Annotated in this window: 15 protein-coding genes; 7 read left to right on the plus strand and 8 right to left on the minus strand. The window is 66.6% G+C overall.

The genetic code is table 11. The annotated features are described in order from the left end of the window. Positions 1 to 184, minus strand: a 184-nt coding sequence (locus tag V9L21_RS07575; RefSeq protein ID WP_337310567.1) for a hypothetical protein, incomplete at its 3' end; no start/stop codon positions are given. A gap of 645 nt (positions 185 to 829) precedes the next feature. On the opposite strand from V9L21_RS07575, the gene V9L21_RS07580 reads away from it, so the two are divergent. Beyond that, positions 830 to 2,128: a hypothetical protein gene (locus V9L21_RS07580; protein ID WP_337310569.1), complete on the plus strand. Its 1,299-nt coding sequence runs from the start codon at positions 830 to 832 to the stop codon at positions 2,126 to 2,128. A 210-nt stretch (positions 2,129 to 2,338) separates the two neighbouring features. Here the strand turns inward: V9L21_RS07580 and V9L21_RS07585 are convergent, their stop codons facing one another. Continuing rightward, the gene (locus V9L21_RS07585; protein ID WP_337310571.1) at positions 2,339 to 4,741 is read right to left on the minus strand and encodes an acetamidase/formamidase family protein; all 2,403 of its coding nucleotides are present in this window, start codon (positions 4,739 to 4,741) and stop codon (positions 2,339 to 2,341) included. A 181-nt stretch (positions 4,742 to 4,922) separates the two neighbouring features. On the opposite strand from V9L21_RS07585, the gene V9L21_RS07590 reads away from it, so the two are divergent. Continuing rightward, entirely contained in the window at positions 4,923 to 5,297 is a 375-nt protein-coding gene (locus V9L21_RS07590; protein ID WP_337310573.1) for a RidA family protein, read from the plus strand. Here V9L21_RS07590 and V9L21_RS07595 read toward each other — a convergent pair. After that, positions 5,294 to 5,659 carry a hypothetical protein gene (locus tag V9L21_RS07595; RefSeq protein WP_337310575.1) on the minus strand — a complete coding sequence of 122 codons (366 nt, stop codon included), beginning with the start codon at positions 5,657 to 5,659 and terminating at the stop codon, positions 5,294 to 5,296. The two genes, V9L21_RS07590 and V9L21_RS07595, sit on opposite strands and share 4 nt — an antisense overlap. Before the next feature lie 453 nt (positions 5,660 to 6,112). Between V9L21_RS07595 and V9L21_RS07600 the strand changes: the two genes are divergently transcribed. Then, the gene (locus V9L21_RS07600; protein WP_443304516.1) at positions 6,113 to 9,229 is read left to right on the plus strand and encodes an autotransporter family protein; all 3,117 of its coding nucleotides are present in this window, start codon (positions 6,113 to 6,115) and stop codon (positions 9,227 to 9,229) included. Between the two features lie 176 nt (positions 9,230 to 9,405). Beyond that, positions 9,406 to 10,542 (plus strand): YihY/virulence factor BrkB family protein, encoded by a 1,137-nt coding sequence (locus tag V9L21_RS07605; RefSeq protein WP_337310577.1) that lies wholly within the window; start codon positions 9,406 to 9,408, stop codon positions 10,540 to 10,542. Between the two features lie 15 nt (positions 10,543 to 10,557). On the opposite strand, the gene V9L21_RS07610 is transcribed toward V9L21_RS07605, so the two are convergent. The 5 genes from V9L21_RS07610 to V9L21_RS07630 all read right to left on the minus strand — a co-directional run bounded on the left by V9L21_RS07610 (position 10,558) and on the right by V9L21_RS07630 (position 16,241). Further along, a complete protein-coding gene (locus V9L21_RS07610; RefSeq protein ID WP_337310579.1) occupies positions 10,558 to 11,640 on the minus strand; it encodes a bifunctional nicotinamide-nucleotide adenylyltransferase/Nudix hydroxylase in 1,083 nt (360 codons plus the stop codon). A gap of 7 nt (positions 11,641 to 11,647) precedes the next feature. After that, on the minus strand, positions 11,648 to 13,348 hold the full coding sequence (locus V9L21_RS07615; protein WP_337310581.1) for an NAD+ synthase: 1,701 nt from the start codon (positions 13,346 to 13,348) through the stop codon (positions 11,648 to 11,650). Between the two features lie 5 nt (positions 13,349 to 13,353). Then, positions 13,354 to 14,541, minus strand: a complete 1,188-nt coding sequence (gene pncB / locus V9L21_RS07620) for a nicotinate phosphoribosyltransferase (protein WP_337310583.1) — start codon at positions 14,539 to 14,541, stop codon at positions 13,354 to 13,356. A 26-nt stretch (positions 14,542 to 14,567) separates the two neighbouring features. Further along, a complete protein-coding gene (locus V9L21_RS07625; RefSeq protein WP_337310585.1) occupies positions 14,568 to 15,431 on the minus strand; it encodes a cysteine hydrolase family protein in 864 nt (287 codons plus the stop codon). A gap of 69 nt (positions 15,432 to 15,500) precedes the next feature. Next, positions 15,501 to 16,241 (minus strand): NUDIX hydrolase, encoded by a 741-nt coding sequence (locus V9L21_RS07630; protein ID WP_337310587.1) that lies wholly within the window; start codon positions 16,239 to 16,241, stop codon positions 15,501 to 15,503. Positions 16,242 to 16,321: 80 nt separating this feature from the next. Between V9L21_RS07630 and V9L21_RS07635 the strand changes: the two genes are divergently transcribed. Genes V9L21_RS07635 through V9L21_RS07645 form a run of 3 tightly spaced genes read left to right on the plus strand, consistent with a single transcriptional unit; the run spans position 16,322 to position 19,112 of the window. Next, the gene (locus tag V9L21_RS07635) at positions 16,322 to 17,542 is read left to right on the plus strand and encodes a helix-turn-helix domain-containing protein (RefSeq protein WP_337310589.1); all 1,221 of its coding nucleotides are present in this window, start codon (positions 16,322 to 16,324) and stop codon (positions 17,540 to 17,542) included. A gap of 46 nt (positions 17,543 to 17,588) precedes the next feature. After that, positions 17,589 to 18,275: a Vgb family protein gene (locus V9L21_RS07640; protein ID WP_337310591.1), complete on the plus strand. Its 687-nt coding sequence runs from the start codon at positions 17,589 to 17,591 to the stop codon at positions 18,273 to 18,275. Positions 18,276 to 18,323: 48 nt separating this feature from the next. After that, on the plus strand, positions 18,324 to 19,112 hold the full coding sequence (locus tag V9L21_RS07645; protein WP_337310593.1) for a DUF899 domain-containing protein: 789 nt from the start codon (positions 18,324 to 18,326) through the stop codon (positions 19,110 to 19,112). Positions 19,113 to 19,114: the final 2 nt, after the last annotated feature.

Below are 19,114 nucleotides of genomic sequence, written 5' to 3' on the forward strand. Positions count from 1 at the left end.
CCATCTGAAGCAGTTGCGGCAATGAAGACTGCGTGAGGTGAGCTTGCAGGCTTGCCACGTGCTCTCGCATCGTCAACACGATCAAGATTTCTGTGTGATCGCCAGCGCAGGCAAGATTCAAGGCGAGTTTTTCAACACAATCGGCCAAGACCAGTCCTTCGCGGCTCCGGCAGAATTCAGTCATCTGCAGAAGAAGCCCAAATGAAGCCTACCTACTGTCACCTTTGCCACAAGGATTGCCGCTGCGAGTCATGGCATTTCCAAACCGGGGGTGAATACGTCCGTTTCTCCGACTTTTTGCCTCTTCATGAAGATGTAGTCGGGCATCCTCGATCCATGGAATGGTTTTGCCCTGTCCACCTGCCTGCAGCACGAGCTTTGGCATCCAAGCCGTTGAGCGAAGCTATGAATTGCTTGAAGCAGGAATTCGGTTACTTCGAGCCACCTCTTTCCGATGTTCCTTGTCCAGATCCGGAACTATGGCTGACATCCGTTGGCCCAAGTCGAGCAAAGGTGTTCAGCATTATTCGTCGAGTCACAGGCCACAGCCCAAATGAAGTTAAGGCATTGCTGGAAGCTGGCAATTTCAGGATCAAAGCAGGGTGGCCGGTAGACGTGGAGCTCAGGCCGATCGCTGAGGCCCTCCAAGCTATTGGTGCGTCAGTAGTTCTGCGTTGCCCTTAGCTGCTGCGGGCGTGGTTACTGATTTGGGACAACGTCCGCTTTCAAGCGGATCGTAAGACTGCTTCAGGCCCTTCTGCGACACTCGCTCCGAGCAACTGGTCGTCTGAAAGCTGACCTTCGGCGCAGTGCTTGCACAGGACGCTCGATGCAAATAAAACAACCGACCTTTCCATTGACCACTGCCGCGTTTGCAGCCGCTCTGCGAACAGGTCACGGGCGCGCCTTGCAGCAGGCCACAAGCTGTGGATTGAATGGGTTCGAACACGAGATCACAAAAGCGTGTGTGTCGTGTCTCTCCTACGATCCTCAATGCGAGGCGCAGCGAGCTCCGTGGCTGCTTTCGATCGTCGATCGCGCGAAGTTGAACGGGAAGGTACTTCAGGCGATAGAGGTGATGGCGGATGCGTCGTTGCAAGAGAACCACCACGACATGAGTCATCGCAGTGCGATCCTGAAAGAGCTTGCCGGCGCGGGTTCGGAACACGCGAGAAGCTTGTTGTATCGATCGCTGGCCCGAGTGCCGCATACGTCTGACGTGATTGGAGTCGATCAAATATTGGCTCTGGACGGCATGGACGGACTGATCCATGTCGCTCGACAGCTAGGACAGTGGCTGCGGACAGATCCCGACTTCTGGGTCGATGACTATCCCAGCGAGCAGTTCGATTCGCTCACGGGCATTGAGGGAGGGCTGGCCGCACTCGAACGCGAGGCTGCGGTCGACTCGGATATTTCGAACTACCTTGCAGGCGTGCGCAAGACACGCGAGAGTCGCAGCGCATCTTCAGGCCGCTTCGACACTACGGCCTATACAGGCGCCGAGATCGTGGCGCATGTCAGCAGAAACCCGCGGGATCAATGTCATTGGTTCAGGCGGTGGGGCGCGCAAGCGACCAGTGACCATCTCGATACGGTATTCGCTGCACTGTTGGCGTCGGAGGAGCCCGAGCATGCCAAGCGCTTGCTCGGATGCTTTGCAAAAAAAGGCGTTCCGCGATTCGACAGTCGGTTGCTCCCATGGATTGCTCATCTCGATGAGCAGATTCGGTGGGCCGCTGTGAGAGCCGTGGCCCCGCTCACACACGGGGAGTTGCGGCAAGCTGCCATGCGCTTGCTTGCTGCCGGCGACTTGGCGAATGGCGTCACCTTGCTGGTGAACAATTTCGAAGCTAGCGACTTTGCGATGTGTGCGGAGTATCTGGAACCGTTGCACGACGCCGATCAGGCTCATCGTCTCGTCGGAGAACTTTTGGACTTGTGCGAAGCGCACGCGGACGCAGATGCATCCGACTGTCTGCTCTACGTATATGAGCTTTCACCCTGCTCGATATGCCGCAAGCGAGCCTTGAAGGCCTTGATCGACACGAATGCCGCCCCGGCCTGGGTACTGACAGAGGCTGCGCACGATGCAGACCCGGACACACGAGCACTTGTCGCGGCCTGAGCGCTACCATCTTTTTCTGCCGCATTGCCGGGTAGAACGATGCACTTCCCATGGCCGAGTGCGACCTTCGGCTACAACCAACTCACTGGCGGAGCGGGCCTGTGCGACGGCGTCGAGTTGGCAATTTAGCCGCTAAATTCCAAGCTGAAGGAGACAACCCCCGAAGAATTCCAACTCAAATAAAACAGCGGTCCCAAGCGCAGTCATTGATCAGCCTGTATCACCCGACCTCCGCTGCCGACCGGCGAACAGCGATTTGCGGATGACCGCGTGCACGCCCCAGTTGCCGTCGACGACTTGCGTCACGCCAAAATCCACGGCCACCGACATCAGCGAAATCGCCTCGTCTTCGCTCAGCCGCATGGCGGTCATCAGGAAGCGCCGGGTCTTGCGGAAGGCATCGCGCATGGCCGGGTCGAGCGAAGACTTTTCGTAGATGGCGCTGCGCGCCTTGTCGCCGAACTCCTTCAGGTAGTTAGGGTGGCTGAAGCCGTGGATCACCCACTCGTCGGCAGTTTCCACCAAGGGGTAGTCGATGTCGGCGTAGGGTTCGCCCTGCAGCTGATCGGCCTTGCGCAGCACGATCTGGAAGACGCCGGTCAGCGAGCATTCGATGGCTGTGCCGCACAGTTCGCTGTCGCCCTGCGAGGCGTGCGGATCGCCCACCGACAGCAGCCCGCCATCGACCCCGACCCGCAGATAGACGGTGGCGCCCTTGGCAATGCGCCAGTTGTCCAGGTTGCCGCCGAAGCATGAGGGCGGCACCGAGTCGACGAGGCCGGTCTCGGCGGGCGCGACGGCGATCACGCCGAAGTGCGGGCGCACCGGGATGGTCACGCCCTGCAGCACGCCGTGGTTCTCGACGATCGATGCACGGTCGACCGGAATGCCGGGATAGTCGATGGTGGGATGCAGTACGCCGTTGGGGTCGAGCTGCGGCGTCCAGCGAAAGTTGTAGACGGCGTGGGCGCACGCATGGCCCTGGCTGCAGTCGACCTCGTAGATGGTCACCACTTCGCGCTGCCGGGGCTCTTCGATCAGGTCGTCGTAGTGAAAGCCCCACCAGGCGGCGGCATTGCTGCCGAAGGCCCGGCCCTCGTACTTGGCGTCGGCCGCCAGGCGCGGCGCAAGGTCGAGGATGCGCACCTCCAGCACGTCGCCGGGCTGCGCGTCCTTCACGTAGATGGGCCCGGTGCAGATGTGCACGCCAAAGCCCTCGCCGCTGCCCCGGCCGTAGATCGATGCGTCGGTGGGGCCGGCGCCGCGGCGGTCCACAGCCTTGTGCTCGCGCGTCCACTGAAAAACGCTCTCGGCGCCGGAGTCGCCCTTGATCATGCGTTCGTGGTCGTCGTAGGCGTGCTGGGTCAGCGTCTCGATGGTCACGATGTCGCCGGAGGCAATGGTCAGCACGGGCGGAATCGAGCGGCCGAAGTAGCCCCAGTGAATGGTTTGCGCAGTAGCCGGCAGATGGTGGTGACGGCCCGCCGCGGCGCTGGTGTCGTGTGGCGCGGCCGTTGTTGCTTGCGCGGCAATTTCGATGGTGCCGGTTGCATCGCCGGCCGGTGCCCGCGCGTCGATGCGAGCGGTGAAGGGCACCGGGTCTTCGGCCGGAGACTCGAAGTAGCCCGAAGGCCAGCCGCGGCGGATGCGCTTGCGCAGCGACTGCTGGCTGACCTCGTTGGCCTGCTGCCGGTACTGGCGAGGCGACATGCTGTAGCGGTCGCGGAAGCAGTGGCTGAAATGCGCCGGGTCGTTGAAGCCCCAGCGAAAGCAGATGTCCGAGATCGACAGGTGTCCGTACTGGCGATTCGCGAGGTCGGCGCGGCACCGTTCGAGGCGGCGCTGGCGCACGTAGGCGGTAAAGGTCTGGCCAAGGCCCTCGAAGAGCTTTTGCACCAGGCGCTCCGACACGCGCCCATGGGCCGCCACCGCGGCCAGCGACAGCGATGCGTCGCTCAGGTTGGCATCGACGTACTGGCAGAGCCGGTGCACCGTGGCAGCCTGGGTGCTGCTGATGGCAGGCAGGGCGGTGTCTCGCTGTGCGGCCAGGCTGGTTGCGATGAACTCCGACAGGGCGGACTCGACCGGTGCGACGTCGTCATCGTTCAACGTGTCGAAGGCGTCGGCCAGCGCGGTCAGCGTGCCTGCGAACATGCGGCCCAGGCCCGCTCGGCCCGGCAAGTGGCCGAGCGCGAAGCCGGGGTTGCCGGGCAGCCGGGCCTTCAGGCTGGCGCGCGGCATGGACACCATGAACTGCCGGAAGTTGGAACGGAAATCCAGCCCAGCCTGCGCCTGGGCCGGTCCGAAGACGATGTCACCGGGAGCCAGTTCGATGGTCCGCTGGCCGTCGTGCAGCGCGGCATCGCCGCTCAGATGCAGCGCGAGCCAGATGGCGTCGGCCGTGTCGCCCAGCCGCTGGATGGTTTGAGGCGACGAGGTGATGCGCGCCATGCCGACCCCGCGTGCAGTGCGCCCCGCCGTCAGGGTGCCGTACAAGGGAGCCGCTGCCGGCGCCATTTCGGGCCTGAGGCGGTGCAGATGCAATGCATCGCGCCAGGCATGGGGCCGCTGGTGCACCGGATAGGAGTCGGTCGAGAACTGTTCGAACTGCACGGCGGCGCTTTCTGGTTGCTTGCGCAGGGTGCGCAAGACACGTGCCACGCGCCATGCCCGGCGTTGGCACGCTACTGGCTTGCCGCAGGTGCATGTCGAACTCCGGGGCGGGGCGCGGCAGCCGCATCGACAACGGCTGCCGCAGCTGCCTCAACTTGCCGCGATGTCTCCCATCTTTCACATGATTGCCGGTGCACCAGAACCGGTCGCTCCTTTCAGCCACGCGGTCGAAACCGACGGCTGGGTGTTCGTTACGGGGCAGATGCCTTTCACCGGCGTTTCGCTGGATGAGCCTTATCCCGAGGGCATCGAGGCGCAGACGCGGCAGGTATTGAAGAACCTGCAGACCGTGCTGGCCGGTTGCGGGCTGGGCCTGGAACACGCGCTTTCAGTTCGCGTCTATCTGACACACTTCGACGAGGACTACGAGGCGATGAACGCGGTCTACGCCAGCCATTTCGCGAGTGGGCGAAGGCCCGCCCGCACCTGCATTGGTGTGACGGGGCTGGCCAAGGGCGCGCGCATCGAGATCGATCTGGTGGCGCGGCGCGGCTAGCGCCCCGCGTCAACCGCATCGGCCAGTTCGGCCAGTTCTGCGAGCGTGCGGAAGTGGTAGTCGGGTTCGGTGCGCTCGGGTTCGATGGTTCCGCCGGAGCCTTTTTGCGCATGGCGCCGCTCGATCCAGCAAGTGGCAATGCCCAGTTCCTTCGAGATGCCGATGTCGTGGTACTGGCTTTGAGCCACGTGCAGGTTGTCGGCCTGCTTGTAGCCCCAAGCGCCTTCGAAGCGGCCGCGGGCGTAGGCGAAGTAGCGCGCATCGGGCACCGCCGAGCGAAGGTAGGCGAGCATGCCTCCCTCGAAGTCGATCAGCGTGCCGACCACGTCGAACGTAAGAACCTTGAAATCTTGCAGGGACATGCGAATAGCTCCAATCGGTGCGGACAAGGCAAGAGATGCCGTTCGTCGATGAGCATAGGAGCGGCGGGGGTCTTGTCCGAACCGAAGTGGGCCGTTGAATCAGCATGGGATTTCGCAATCGGTGCCGTGCCGGCATCTTCTTCGGCGACGCCGTCAAGCGAACGCTTTCCTTGACGAAACATTAATTACATCTGGACGCAAGCTGGGGTATTTGGCTGGGCCTTTTCCCCGTCCGCGGCGCCATTTGCGTGCGGCTGCCGTTGTCGATTGAGTCGGCAAGGTGCGTTCCCGCGCTCCCTGGCCTGCCTCAAACGAGGTACCCGATGGGGTATGTCACGAGTTAGTACGTCTGTTTACATTGACCCTGCGGAACGGGATCCGGGGCAGTGGAGGCAACTTTTCAAACGCCTGCCTGGATGCGGTCGCAAGAACCTAAGCATTAAGGAAGAGGCTGTGAACAAGACTATTCGCGTTTTTTGGAATTCTCCAGTCGACACGCCCCCCGTCGACACCGTGGGCACCGTGGACGGCCATTCGCTGCACGCCATCGCTTTGTCTGTGCTGTTGCTGGGCGCAGCCCTGGCCCTGCCCGCGGGCGCCGCCGGCGGCACCGGCGGCCAGCCCGTGGGCGAGACCACCCTGCACGCTGGCGACGGCGGCAGCGACGGCCAGGGCGGCTCCGGTGGGCTCAATGACACCAGCGTCAACGCCCATGGCGGCGACGGCGGCGCCTCCACCGAAGCCGGCCCCAGCGCCGGCAGCGCCGCCGACATCGGCAGCTTCGGCGGTGCCACCCCGGGTGCGGGCGGTGCGGCCGGTGCCGCCACCACCGAGGTCTCCCCCGGCGTGTGGCAAGGCGACGCGGGCGGCGCCGGCCAGTCCCAGACCGGCGACCTCGGCGGCGGCAACGGCTACGGCGGCGGCGGCGGCGGCGGCCAGATCGGCAACGCCATGAGCCCGGCCACCACCGCGGCCACCTTCTCCGCCACCGGCGGGGCGGGTGGCGCCGGCGGCAACGGCTACTGGGCCGCGGGCGGCGGCGGTGCGGGCGGCCACGGCGCCACGCTGCTCGACCCCCTGGCCGATGCGACCGCCAGCGGCGTCTTCACCGGCGGCGCCGGCGGCGCGGGCGGCGATGCCTTCTCCCAGGCCGGCGGCGGCGGCAGCGGCGGCAGCGGGCTGTGGCTGCGCAGCGCCACCCCAGGGCGCACCCTGACCCACAGCGGCACCTCGGCGGGCGGCGCTGGCGGCGCAGGCGGCGCTGAACTGTTGCCGGCGCGCAGCAACGCCGCGGGCGGCGGCGGGGGTGCCGGCGGGGCCGGCCTCACGCTCGCGGGCAGCACGGCACTGACAGTGGTCAACACCGGCCAGCTCCTGGGCGGCGCCGGTGGCGCGGGCGGTGCCGGCGGCGGCGGCGTGGGCGGCACCGGCACCCCGGGCAACGGCGGCGATGGCGGGGCCGGGCTGGCCTCGGCCGGCGCGGGCGGCGCGATCGTCGTCAACAGCGGCACCATCGCTGGCGGGGCGGGCGGTGCGGGCGGAGCCAGCAGCAACGGCGGGCCCGCAGGTCTTCCGGGTGCCGGCGGCGCCGGGGTGAGGGGCGCCGACCTGGACCTGCAGAACAGCGGCACCCTGGCCGGCGGGCTGGGCGGCGACGGCGTCACACGCGCGCCGGCGGTGGCCTTCACCGGCGGCAGCAGCAACCGCCTGGTGCTCAACGCGGGCGGCACGCTGCTGGGCGCGGTGGCCATCGACAGCGGCGCGAGCGCGCGCCTCGTGGCGGGCACCAACGGATTGGACCTGGGCAATGCGCTGCTGCTGGGCGGCACCGGCACCATCGACAGCAACGGCCACGGGCTGGGCTGGTCGGGCCCGATCTCGGGCGCGGGCGAGCTGGTGAAGGTGGGCGCGGGCACATTGACCCTGAGCGGGGCGAACACGTACACGGGCGCCACCCGGGTGGCGGCGGGCAGCCTGCGCGCGGGGGCAGCCAACACCTTCAGCAGCGCGAGCGCGTTCACGGTGGACGCGGGGGCGGTGCTGGACCTGGCGGGCCACAGCCAGACCATTGCGGGCATGGCCAGCGCGGGCACGGTGTCGCTGCTGAGCGGCTCGCCGGGGGCGACGCTGACGGTGCAGGGGCCCTGGGTGGGCAACGGCGGCACGCTGCGCCTGGGCACGGCGCTGGGGGGCAGCGGCAGCCTGAGCGACCGGCTGATCCTGAGCGGCTGCACGGCGATTGCCAGCGGCACGACCAACATCCAGGTGACGAACCTGGGCGGGCTGGGGGCGCTGACGGTGGGCAGCGGGATCGAGGTGGTGACGGCGATGAACGGGGCCACGACGACGGCGCAGACCACGCGCGATGCGTTCCGCCTGGCGGGTGGGCATGTGGATGCGGGGGCGTATGAGTACCGGCTGCATGCGGGGGATGCCTCGGGGGCGGGGGAGAACTGGTATTTGCGGTCCACCACCACCGTCGTTCCCCCGGGCGACGGCGGCAAAACGCCCACAGACGGCGGCGGCGGCGCCGCGGCGCCGGGTGACGAGGGTCTTGCCGCCCCCGGCCCCGTGCTCGGCTTGGTCGTGCCCACCTACCGCGCCGAAGCCGCGCTGTATGCGGCGCTGCCTAGCCAGTTGCGCCAAGGCAACCTCGCGATGATCGGCGACCTGCACAAGCGCATAGGCGACGACGATGCAAAGGGCACCGCTGCAACTTCGACAAACCCCGCAGGCTCGGAGCGCCGCGCCTGGGCCCGCGTGCTCTCCACCGACATCGACATTCGCCAGGGCGGCACCGTCTCGCCTTCCAGCAAGGGGCGCCTCACGGGCTTCCAGGCCGGCACAGATTTGATGGCCGCAACCAACTGGCGCGCCGGCCTCTACGTGGGCCAGCTCGACGGCGATGCGCGGGTCAACGGCTTTGCAAGCGGCCTGCAGAACCAGCACGTGGGCCGCAACGACCTGCGCAGCCAGTACTTCGGCATCTACGGCACCTACACCGGCAACGGCGGCTTCTATGCCGACGCGGTGGTGCAGTCGGGCCGGCACCGCTACACGGTCGAGCCGGTGCTGGGCGCGGGCGTCGAAGGCAAGGGCCGCAGCCTGCTGGGTTCCATCGAAGTGGGGCAGGCCTTTGCGCTGGGCGCCAGCGGCTGGAGCGTCGAGCCGCAGCTGCAACTGGTGCACCAGCACATGGACCTGGACAACTCGGTCATCCCCGGGGCAATCGTGCAGCCGGAGGCCGACAGCGGCTGGATCGTGCGTGCAGGGGTACGCGTCAAGGGCACGGTTGCCACCGGCGTGGGCACGCTGCAGCCTTACGGGCGCTTCAACGTCTACCGGAGCTCGAGCGGCGCGGACATTGCACGCTTTGTCAACGGCGCGAGCCGCACCGACATCGCATCGTCCACCGGCGGCACGAGCACCGAGCTGGCCGGCGGCTTCACCCTGGCGCTCGGCGACAGGACGAGCGTGTATGGCGAAGTGGGCAAGCTGTGGGCCTCGGGCGGTGACACCAGGGTGAAGAGCTCGATCAATGCATCGGTGGGCGTGCGCGTGAAGTGGTGAGGCGAGCATTGCCGCGTGCGCTGGCGCAGTGGCCGGAATCCGACTGCGCCAGCACACCGACGCGGTGTCTACCTACAACAAAGCCTGCATGAAAGAGCCACGTTCGGCATGCAGGCGGGCGACGGCGCGCCTGGCATCCAACATCGACATTGATTGGGGCCCGGCGAATGCCCACCATGAACAAGCTCAAGCATCTACCCCGCCTTTTCAAGGAGGCGGCCATGGCCTGGGTCGACGACTTCGCTCCCAGCATGGGCGCGGCGATCTCGTACTACACGATGTTCTCGCTCGCGCCCTTGCTGGTGATCGTCATTGCGGTGGCGGGCGCGCTCTTCGGCACCGAGGCCGTGCAGGGCCAGATTGCCGCGCAGCTCTCGGGACTGATCGGGCAGGAGGGCGCGCAGGCGGTTCAGGCCCTGGTCAAGAGCGCCAACGAGCCGTCTCGCGGACTGATTGCCGGCGCCATCAGCGTGGTGGTGTTGATCGTCGGCGCCACCACTGTGTTTGCCGAACTGCAAAGCGCGCTCGACCGCATCTGGCATGTGCCCGAACGCGCGAAGCCGAGCGGCGTATGGGGCATTCTGCGTGCCCGGGTGCTGTCGTTCGGCCTGATTCTGGGGCTGGCCTTTCTGCTGATGGTGTCGCTCGTTGTCAGCGCCGTGCTGGCGGCTGTGGGCAGCTGGAGCAGCGGGCTTTTTCCGGGGTGGGAGCTTTTGCTGCAGGTTGCCAATGCGCTGGTCACGCTGGGCATTCTCACGCTGCTGTTCGCAATGATCTTCAAGCTGATGCCGAGCACGCCCATTGCATGGCCCGACGTGTGGATTGGCGCGGCGGTAACCGCGGTTCTCTTCGAGGTCGGCAAGGTGCTCATTGGCCTGTACCTCGGAAAAAGCAGCGTCAGCGAATCGTTTGCGGCGGCCGGTTCGCTGGTGGTGCTGCTGGCCTGGGTGTATTACGCCGCGCAGATCTTCCTGCTGGGCGCGGAGTTCACCAAGGTCTACGCCAACGCCCAGGGCTCGGTCGCAGCCTCCAGGGCGCAGGCTGCGACAGAGGCCGCAGCGGAGCAGGCCCGCATGGGCACAGACGGCGCCGCTGCACGGCAGCCCGCAACGGAGAAGCTCGAGGCCATCGAGAAGATGGAAAACGCGCAGCGGGCACTCGAGGTGCGCACAAGGAAGGCCACTGCCAAGCTGCTGCAGCAGGCCATCGGCCTGTTTGCAATCAGCGTGACGACCACGCTGCTTGCGCGGCGGCGCAAGCAGCGCCGCCGCCGTGCCGCGCGCATGCAACGGGAAATCCGCCGCACGGGGTGAGGCGGGATCCGGTGCTCACTCAGACCGCGTCAGCCCGAAGAAGGAATCGAGTATGTGAAAGTGATCGTCATGGAACTGGTCTTCCATGCCGGCCAGTTTTGCAATGGGCACCCACTCGGCGGATGACGCGTCGTCGCCGGCCGTCAGCTCCGGCGGGCGGCGCGGGCCCAGGTCGAACCAATGCGCGTGGGTAATGACGCGGCCCTTCTGGCTGCGGTCCGGGTTGTCGAACACCTGCACCGCCTTGAATGCGCTTTGAATGTCGCTGTCGAGCAGGCGCAAGCCGGTTTCCTCGTCGAGCTCGCGCAGGGCCGACTGCCACACCGTTTCTCGCGGCTCGAGATAGCCGCCCGGCACCGCCAGCATGCCCTTGCCCGGGGAGCGGCCACGCCGGATCAGCAGCACCTGGTCGCCGCACTGAACCACCGTGTCGACCGTGACGAAGATGACAGGGTAGGGCGTGCCGGCCCACATGGCCTTGTCCTGGCGCAGGCTCTCCCATTCCTGCACCAGCGCGGCATAGTGCGGCAGCTTCGCCCAGGCGCTCAGGAACTGCAGCGTGCTGGCGGGCGCCTGGCTCACCAATGCGGCCAACGCCGGCTCCAGCGACCCATCGGCCGCTGCTCCAAAGTACGCATCGCGCAAGGCGCTGGCGTGAATGTCGCCCTGCAAGCCGGTGTCGTCGAGCGTCCATTGCGGAAAGTCGCGCAGGTACACGCTGGTCGCGTCCTTCAGGTGGCCTACCAGCACCACCGACGGTTGGCCGGGGTACATCTCGGCCACGCCCTGCTTCACGGCGGCCACCCAGCGTGCCTGGTCGTAGTAGTCGCGCACGGGCAGGAACTTCACGCGCTCCCGGTCCGCCGGCGGAAGCGCGAGGCGGATCATTTCCGCACGCTCCTCCCAGGTGAAAGGGTTGCGCGGCGTGCGGGCCTGGAAAGACGAGCCCAACACCACGACGCACTCGGGCGCCGAGGCCAAAGCGCGCCGCAGCAGCGCCAGCTGGGCGTTGTGGAAGATCTGGAACCGGCCGATGTAGACGGCGACGTCGTGCGTCCGGGATGGTGCTTCAGGTGTGGCTTGTTGTTGGTTTGTCATGGGGTTCTCAAGACAGTTTGGCTGCAATCGGCATCTGGCGTCCGGAGCCGAAGGCTCGCGCCCTGACCCGGACGATCGGCGGCGATTGCCGCCGCTTGTATTCGTTGCGCGCGACCATGCCGCGGATGCGCTCGACAAGCGCTTCGCCGGAAGGCTGCGCCCGCAGGGTGTCGACGAATTCGCGCGCCTCCTGGTACTCGTGCTGTGCGAGCCGCGGCCCCTCGATCAGCAGCTTGAGGATCTGATCGAGCACGGGATAGGGCGGCAGGCTGTCGACATCCTTCTGGCCCGGCGCCAGCTCGGCCGAGGGCTCCTTGTCGATGATGGCCTGGGGAATGATCTCTCTGCCCGCTGTTTCGTTCAAGTGCCGCGAGAGAGCGAACACCTCGGTCTTGTAGAGATCGCCGATCAGGCCCAGGCCGCCGTTGGTGTCGCCATAGAGCGTGCAATAGCCGACCGAGATCTCGGACTTGTTGCCCGTGGTCAGCAGCAGGTGGCCGAAGCTGTTGGAGTACTCCATGAGAGTGGTGCCCCGTACGCGCGCCTGAAGGTTCTCCAGCGCCACGCCGTGCAGCTCGCCGCCGAATGCCGATTCGAAACCTTGCGTGAACTGCGACACGATGCCCGCAATGGCATGGTGCTTCAGCGGCACGCCCAGGTTGCGGCACAGGGCTTCGGAGTCGCTGACCGAACCTTCCGATGAAAAGCTCGACGGCATCGTGATGCCGACCACGTTCTCTGCCCCTAGCGCTTCGACCGCCAGCGCCAGCGTCAGCGCCGAATCGATGCCGCCCGACGAGCCCACGACCGCCTGGCTGAAGCCGCAGCGCCGTGCATAGTCGCGCAGGCCCAGCACGATCTGCTGGCGGTAGAACTCCAGGGCGGACAAGCCCTCCGGTGCCACCGGCGACGGAGCCTTGCCGGCCGGCGTCAAGAAGCGGCCCTTGTCGAAACACAGCGTGCTCACATCCTCCGCAAAGCGGCGAGCCTCGTACACCACACCGGCCTGCGGCTCGACCGCAAACGACGCGCCGTCGTACACGAGCTGGTCATGGCCGCCCACCTGGTTGACGTAGAGAATCGGCAGGCCATTGCGACGGCTGGCTGCGCCGAAGATCTGGTGCCGCTGCTCGCGCTTGCCAATGTTCGAAGGGCTCGCGTTGATCGACACCACAAGGTCGGGCGCCGCATCGCGCATGCGTTCGAACGGATTCACGAGGTAGTCCTGTCCCTCGTCATTCCAGCCGTCTTCGCAGATCAGCAGGCCCACCTGAAAGTCGCGGATGCGAAGCACGCGCGCCACGTCGGGCCCCGGTTCGAAGTGCCGGCGCTCGTCGAAGATGTTGTAGGTTGGCAGCAACTGCTTGGCGTATTCGAGCAGCACTTCGCCCCCGCGAATGACGCGCAGCACGTTGCGAAGCTTCTTGCCTGCGCCTTCGCGCCGTGCCGGCAACCCCACGGCCCAGTGCAGCGCCGGCATCTGGCGGGATGCCGACAGAAGCTCTTCGAAAGCGGCCTCCACGCGGTCCATGAAGCCTTCTTCTTCCAGCAGGTCGGCCGGGTAGTAGGCGGTGAGCGACATCTCGGAAAACACGACCAGGTCGGCTTCTTCGGACGAGGCCTTGCGCGCAGCCTCGATCATTCGCGCGGCATTGCCGCGCAGGTCGCCAATTGTGTAGTTGAGTTGGGCGGCGGTGATTCGGAGCATGGCTCTCAACTTTCGATGTGAAACACCTGGCGCAGATAAGCCAGGAAGGTCTGGTCTTCGCACAGCGTCTTGCCCGGGCTGTCGGACAGCTTGGCCACGGGTTGGCCATTGCATCCGGTGAGCTTCATCACGATGTTCAGCGGCGTAAGGCCCACGTCATTGGTGAGGTTGGTGCCTATGCCAAAGCCGGTCTGCGTGCGGTCGGCGAAGGTGCGGTACAGCCGGATGGCCGTCTGCAGATCGAGCCCGTCGGAGAACACCAGCCGCTTGGTGTGCGCATCGATGCGCAGCCTTGTGTAGTGCGCCAGCGCCTTCTCGCCCCAGACGACCGGGTCGCCCGAGTCGTGGCGAAGGCCGTCGAACAGCTTGGCAAAGTACAGGTCGAAGTCGGCCAGGAAGGCGTCCATGCCGACCACGTCTGTCAGCGCCACACCCAGGTCGCCGCGGTACTCCTGCACCCAGCCTTCGAGCGCCGCATTCTGGAAGTCGCGCAGCCGCACGCCCAGTGCCTGGTAGGTTTGCAGGTATTCGTGGGCCATGGTGCCGATGGGCACCAGCTCCAGCTCCTTGGCCAGCAGCACGTTGGAAGTGCCCTTGAAGTACATGGGCACTTCGCGCTTGAGCGTGGTGACCACCTCCCGCTGCCAGTCGCGCGAAAAACGGCGGCGTACGCCGAAGTCGAAAAACTCGAAAGGGTGCCGGGCCGCCGGCTCCTGGGCAAAGCCGCGCAGCAGTTCGATCTTGGCCTGCAGGCGCTTGCGGCCCTCGGCCAGAGCGGCCTCCGCATCGAAGCGGCGGAAATACAGCTCGTTGACCATCGCAAGAACGAAGATCTCGAACCCCATGGTGTGGACTTGCGGCCCGACCGCCCGGATGTGCAGCGCATCGCCTTCCACCGTGGCCGAGATGAACTCGCGCTGAAAGCTGAAGATGCGCAGGAAGTCGACGAAGTCGCTCTTGATGTAGCGCAGGCTTCCCAGGTAGGCGAGTTCGCTGGGTGCAAAGCGCAGGGTGCAGAGGTGGTCGAACTGCTCGTTGACGTCCGAAAGCAGTTCGGCCAGCGGATAGGCGGGCTGGTTGCGGCAGACGAAGGTGTACTCGGCCTGCGTTTGCGGGTGGCTGTGCAGCATGGCCTGCCACATGGTGAACTTGTACAGGTCGGTGTCCAGCAGGCTGCGGATGATGGGTTGCATGGTGTGGTCCTTCGCTGTTCGTTCGGTCAGGTGTTGGCGGTCAATATGGAAAGCACTTCGGCGCTGGTGAGAAGCCGGGCGCCGCGGTCGCCCATGTCTTGCAAGAACGCCTGGTGCTGCGCCTCGAAGCCGGTTACCGGGCTCATGCAATCGGTAACGAGCACCAGCTTGGCGCAATTGCCGGAGGGCAGGTTGGCGGCAATGTGCTCGGTGGTGGCCTTCACGCAATGGCTGCTGGCTTCGCCGGCAATCACGATCAGGTCGGCCCGGTCGAGCGACTCCACCAGCGGCATGTTGAGCAGGGTGGCGGGGTCGTCCTCGTCCGGCACTTCGGCCTGAATGGCGCTGTAGTGTTCGGTCCAGGGGTTGCTGCCCTTGCCGACCTTTTCCACTACGCGCAGTTGCTCGTCTTCCCAAGCGTTGTAGGCGGCCTTGACCGCGGGGTGCACGTTGTGGCCCCAGCTGCCGATCTCGCAATGCACCGGCCACACCATCAGCGTGTAGCGGCCCCGGCGCTCGAGCTCGTCGATATAGGCCAGCGCCCGGGGCAGGGCAGCAGGGTCGCGCGGACGGTAGTCGCCGGCATTGACCTGGGCCGCAGTGATCGAGGTGAATGGCGGCACACCCCCGCCGTCGCGCGTTTGCCAGAACGTAGGGTGCGCAATGTCGAGCCGGTGGTGTGAATCCAGCGTGACGGTGATACCGCCAATGCCTTGCGCGCCCTCGCGAATGAGTTGGGCCAGCCGCAGCATGTCGGCATGTGCACCCGCAACCGGCAGGGCCGGCTGCAACGGCGCGCCCGTGGCTGCGTCTGCCGGAAGCCAGTTGGCCGGAAGGTCGCAGAAGTCGTTCTGCGGATCGATCAGAAGGAGTTGGATGTTCTGCTTCATGGTGTTCTCTTTGATAGAGTTGTACTGTGCAACTATATGGGTTGCATAGTACAACTTAGTGGGAAGAAGTCAAGCGCCAAGCTCCGAGGCGTCGCGCGGGCTGAACGTGCGGGGGAACAGGGCTGCCTGAGACCGGTCGCGCAAGCGGTAACCCATGGCCGGCCGGCCGAAGGTGCCTTCTACGGTGCCGGCTTCTTCCATGAAGCCGGCGTCGAGCATCCGCTTGCGGAATGCGCTCTTGTCGACAGGGCGGCCCAGCACGACCTCATAGGTGTGCTGCAACTGCGGCAGCGTGAAGGGTTCGCCCAGCAGAAAGGCGGGCAGCGAGGTGTATTCCACCTTGCTGCGCAGGCGGGCAATGGCGGCTTCGAGGATTTCGGCGTGATCGAAGGCCAGGCGCTTGCGGGCGGCCGCGGTGGCCTCGATCCATTCGACCTGCGCGGCGTTCGCTCCTTTTTCGAGCACCAGGTCCTGGCTCGGCACGAGCGCGAAGAACGCGTGCGTGGTCGACCAGCCCCGGGGGTCGCGGCTTGCGTCGCCCCAACTGCCCAGTTGCTCCAGGTACGGCGCGGAAACACCGGTTTTTTCTTGCAGCTTGCGCAAGGCGCAGCCGAGCAGGCTGGCGTCCTTGTCGACGTCGATGAACCCTCCCGGCAGGGCCCAGCGACCCGGGAACGGCTCGTGGGCATCGCTGGGGCGGCGCATCAGGACGACCTTCAGTTCATCTTCCAGCACGGTGAAGATGACGACGTCGACAGTGACCAGCGGCCTCGCGAATTTCAATTCGGCCGGTGTGTTGGAAGGTTTCAAGACCGGGCCTCCTTTCTAAAGAGGTTGCACTGTACAACTCCAATGGACCGGCCGACAGGGCGGGTTAACCTCCGCGACCTGTGGATTCCCTGATCGCCGCCTCCGCGCGGGCGCTTGCCGCTGGCGATGCGCTCGGCGCCCTCAAGCGGGTCGCCCTGCGTGACGATCCGCCTGCGCTGGCGCTGCGCGGTATTGCCATGGCGCAGCTTGGCGAGCACCCGCGCGCGCGAGAGCTCTTGCGGCGGGCCGCCCGCGGCTTTGGCGCCCATGAGGAACTGGCGCGCGCCCGCTGCCTGGTTGCCGAAGCAGAGGTCGCGCTGGCGATGCGCGACCTTGGTGGATCGCCGCGCGCTCTTGCCGCGGCAGCCGCCACGCTCGAGGCACATGCCGACCATGGCAATGCGCTGCAGGCGCGGCTGATTGCGGCGCGCAAGTTCCTGCTGCTCGGCCGCCTCGACGAGGCGGCGGCCACGCTGGCGCCGCTCGATGCGCGCGGCCTTGCCCCGTCGCTGGCAGCCGTGGCGGAGCTCACCGCGGCCGAGCTGGCGCTGCGGTCGCTGCGCACCGGCGCGGCGCAGGCGGCGCTCGCCCGTGCGCATGAGGCGGCCGAACGCGCGCGCGTGCCGGCGCTCCTGGCCGAGGTGGCGGAGGCGCGTGCCGCGCTCAGTCGTCCCGCCGCGCGGCGCCGCTCCGCCGGCGGCGAAGAGACGCTGCGCCTGGACGAGGTGGAAGCGCTCCTGGCTTCGGACGCGCTGGTGGTCGACGCATGCCGCCGCGGGGTCGGCGCGGGCGATGCATGGCGGCCGCTGGCCCGGCGCCCGGTGCTCTTTGCATTGGCGCGCGCGCTGGCGGAGGCTTGGCCCGGCGATGTCGATCGCGAAGCGCTGATCGCCTATGCGTTCAACACCCGCCACCCCGACGAGACGCTCCGGGCGCGCCTGCGGGTCGAAGTCGGCAGGCTGCGCGCGCTCATTGCGCCGCTGGCGGGCATCGAGGCGACGGCGCGGGGTTTTGTCCTCAAGCCGCACGGCGGGCGCGAGGTTGCCGTGCTGGCACCGCCCATCGATGGCGACCAGGCGTCGCTGCTGGCGCTGCTCTCCGACGGGGCGGCGTGGTCGACCTCGGCGCTGGCGCTGGCATTGGGAGCCAGCCAGCGCACCGTGCAGCGCGCACTCGCCGAACTGGAGGCTGCCGGGCGCGTGCGGGCCATCGGGCGGGCGCGGGCTCAGCGCTGGCTTTCGCCGCCGCTGACCGGATTCACGACGATCTTGTTACTCCCCGCTGCGCTGCCGATTGAATAGAGTTGTCTCCAAGGCCCCGATCCCGGGGCGCAAACAAGGAGCAGCAATGAGCACTGGCAGCAAGGCAGGCAAGGACCAGACCCCCGTGACGGCGCGCGCAGCCGAAATCGTTCGCGAGTACGGCCCCTTGGCGGGCGAGGCGAGCGTGGGCGGCGTGACCCACGACGGCCAACGCGTCTGGGCCGCCACGCGCGACGGGCTGATTGCCTTCGATCCCGTGAGCGGAGAGACCACGCGCACGCTGGCTTGCGCCGGAGATGCCGGCACCGCGTTCGACGGCACTCATCTGTATCAGATCACCGAGGCGCGCATCGACAAGATCGATCCGGCAACGGGCACCGTGGTGGCATCGATTCCCGCCCCGGGCAACGGCAGCGACTCGGGGCTCACCTGGGCCGAGGGCAGCCTGTGGGTGGGCCAGTACCGCGACCGCAAGATCCGCCAGATCGACCCGGCCACCGGCGCCGTGCTGCGCACCATCGAGTCCAACCGCTTCGTTACCGGCGTGACCTGGGTCGACGGCGAACTGTGGCACGGCACCTGGGAGGGCGACGAGAGCGAGCTCCGCCGCATCAACCCCGAAAGCGGCGCCGTGCTCGAGCGGCTCGAGATGCCGCGCGGCACCGGCGTGAGCGGGCTCGAATCCGACGGGGGAGACCTTTTCTATTGCGGCGGCGGAGGCAGCGGAAAAGTCCGCGCCGTGCGCCGTCCGAAAACAGTCGCCAGGGCGTGAGCGAATCTGCCCGCGAAACGATTCATCGAAACCAAGGAGCACATCGTCATGAACACCGCCGTTGCCGAAACCGGCATTGCCCATCATCCCGTCGTTGCCAAGGACCGCTGGCTCACGCAGCGCAAGGCGCTGCTGGCCCGCGAAAAGGAACTGACGCGCCTGCGCGACCAGATTGCCCGCGAGCGCCGCGCACTGCCGTGGACCCGCGTCGAGAAGAACTACACCTTCGACACGCCCGACGGCCCGCGCACCCTTGCAGATTTGTTCGAAGGCCGCCGCCAGTTGCTGGTGCAGCACTTCATGCTCGGCCCCGATTGGGAGCAGGGCTGCCCGAGCTGTTCCTACATGGCCGACCACGTCGACGGCATGAAGGTGCATCTCGAGCACCGCGACGTCACGCTGCTGGCGGTTTCTCGTGCGCCGCTCGACCAGATCGAGCGCTTTCGCCGGCGCATGGGCTGGCAGTTCAAGTGGGTGTCGGCCTTCGGCAGCGATTTCAACTACGACTTCGGCGTGAGCTTCAAGTCAGAGGAGTGGGCCGAGGGCCAGGGCGAGGTCTACTACAACTACAGCGTGCGGCCCTTCCCGGCCGAAGAGGCTCCCGGCATCAGCGTGTTCTACAAGAACGACGCGGGCGAGGTCTTCCACACCTATTCGACCTATGAGCGCGGCGTTGAAGTGATGATGGGCACATACAACCTGCTCGACCTCACCCCCAAGGGCCGCGACGAGCACAACGCGGTCTACACCATGGACTGGGTGCGCCACCACGACCGCTACGAGCCGGCGCCGGCCGCAAAACCGGCGGCCCATGCGTGCTGCCATCCGTCGAACTGATC

Source organism: Variovorax sp. CCNWLW235 (genome assembly GCF_037204085.1).
Taxonomy (GTDB): Bacteria; Pseudomonadota; Gammaproteobacteria; order Burkholderiales; family Burkholderiaceae_C; genus Variovorax.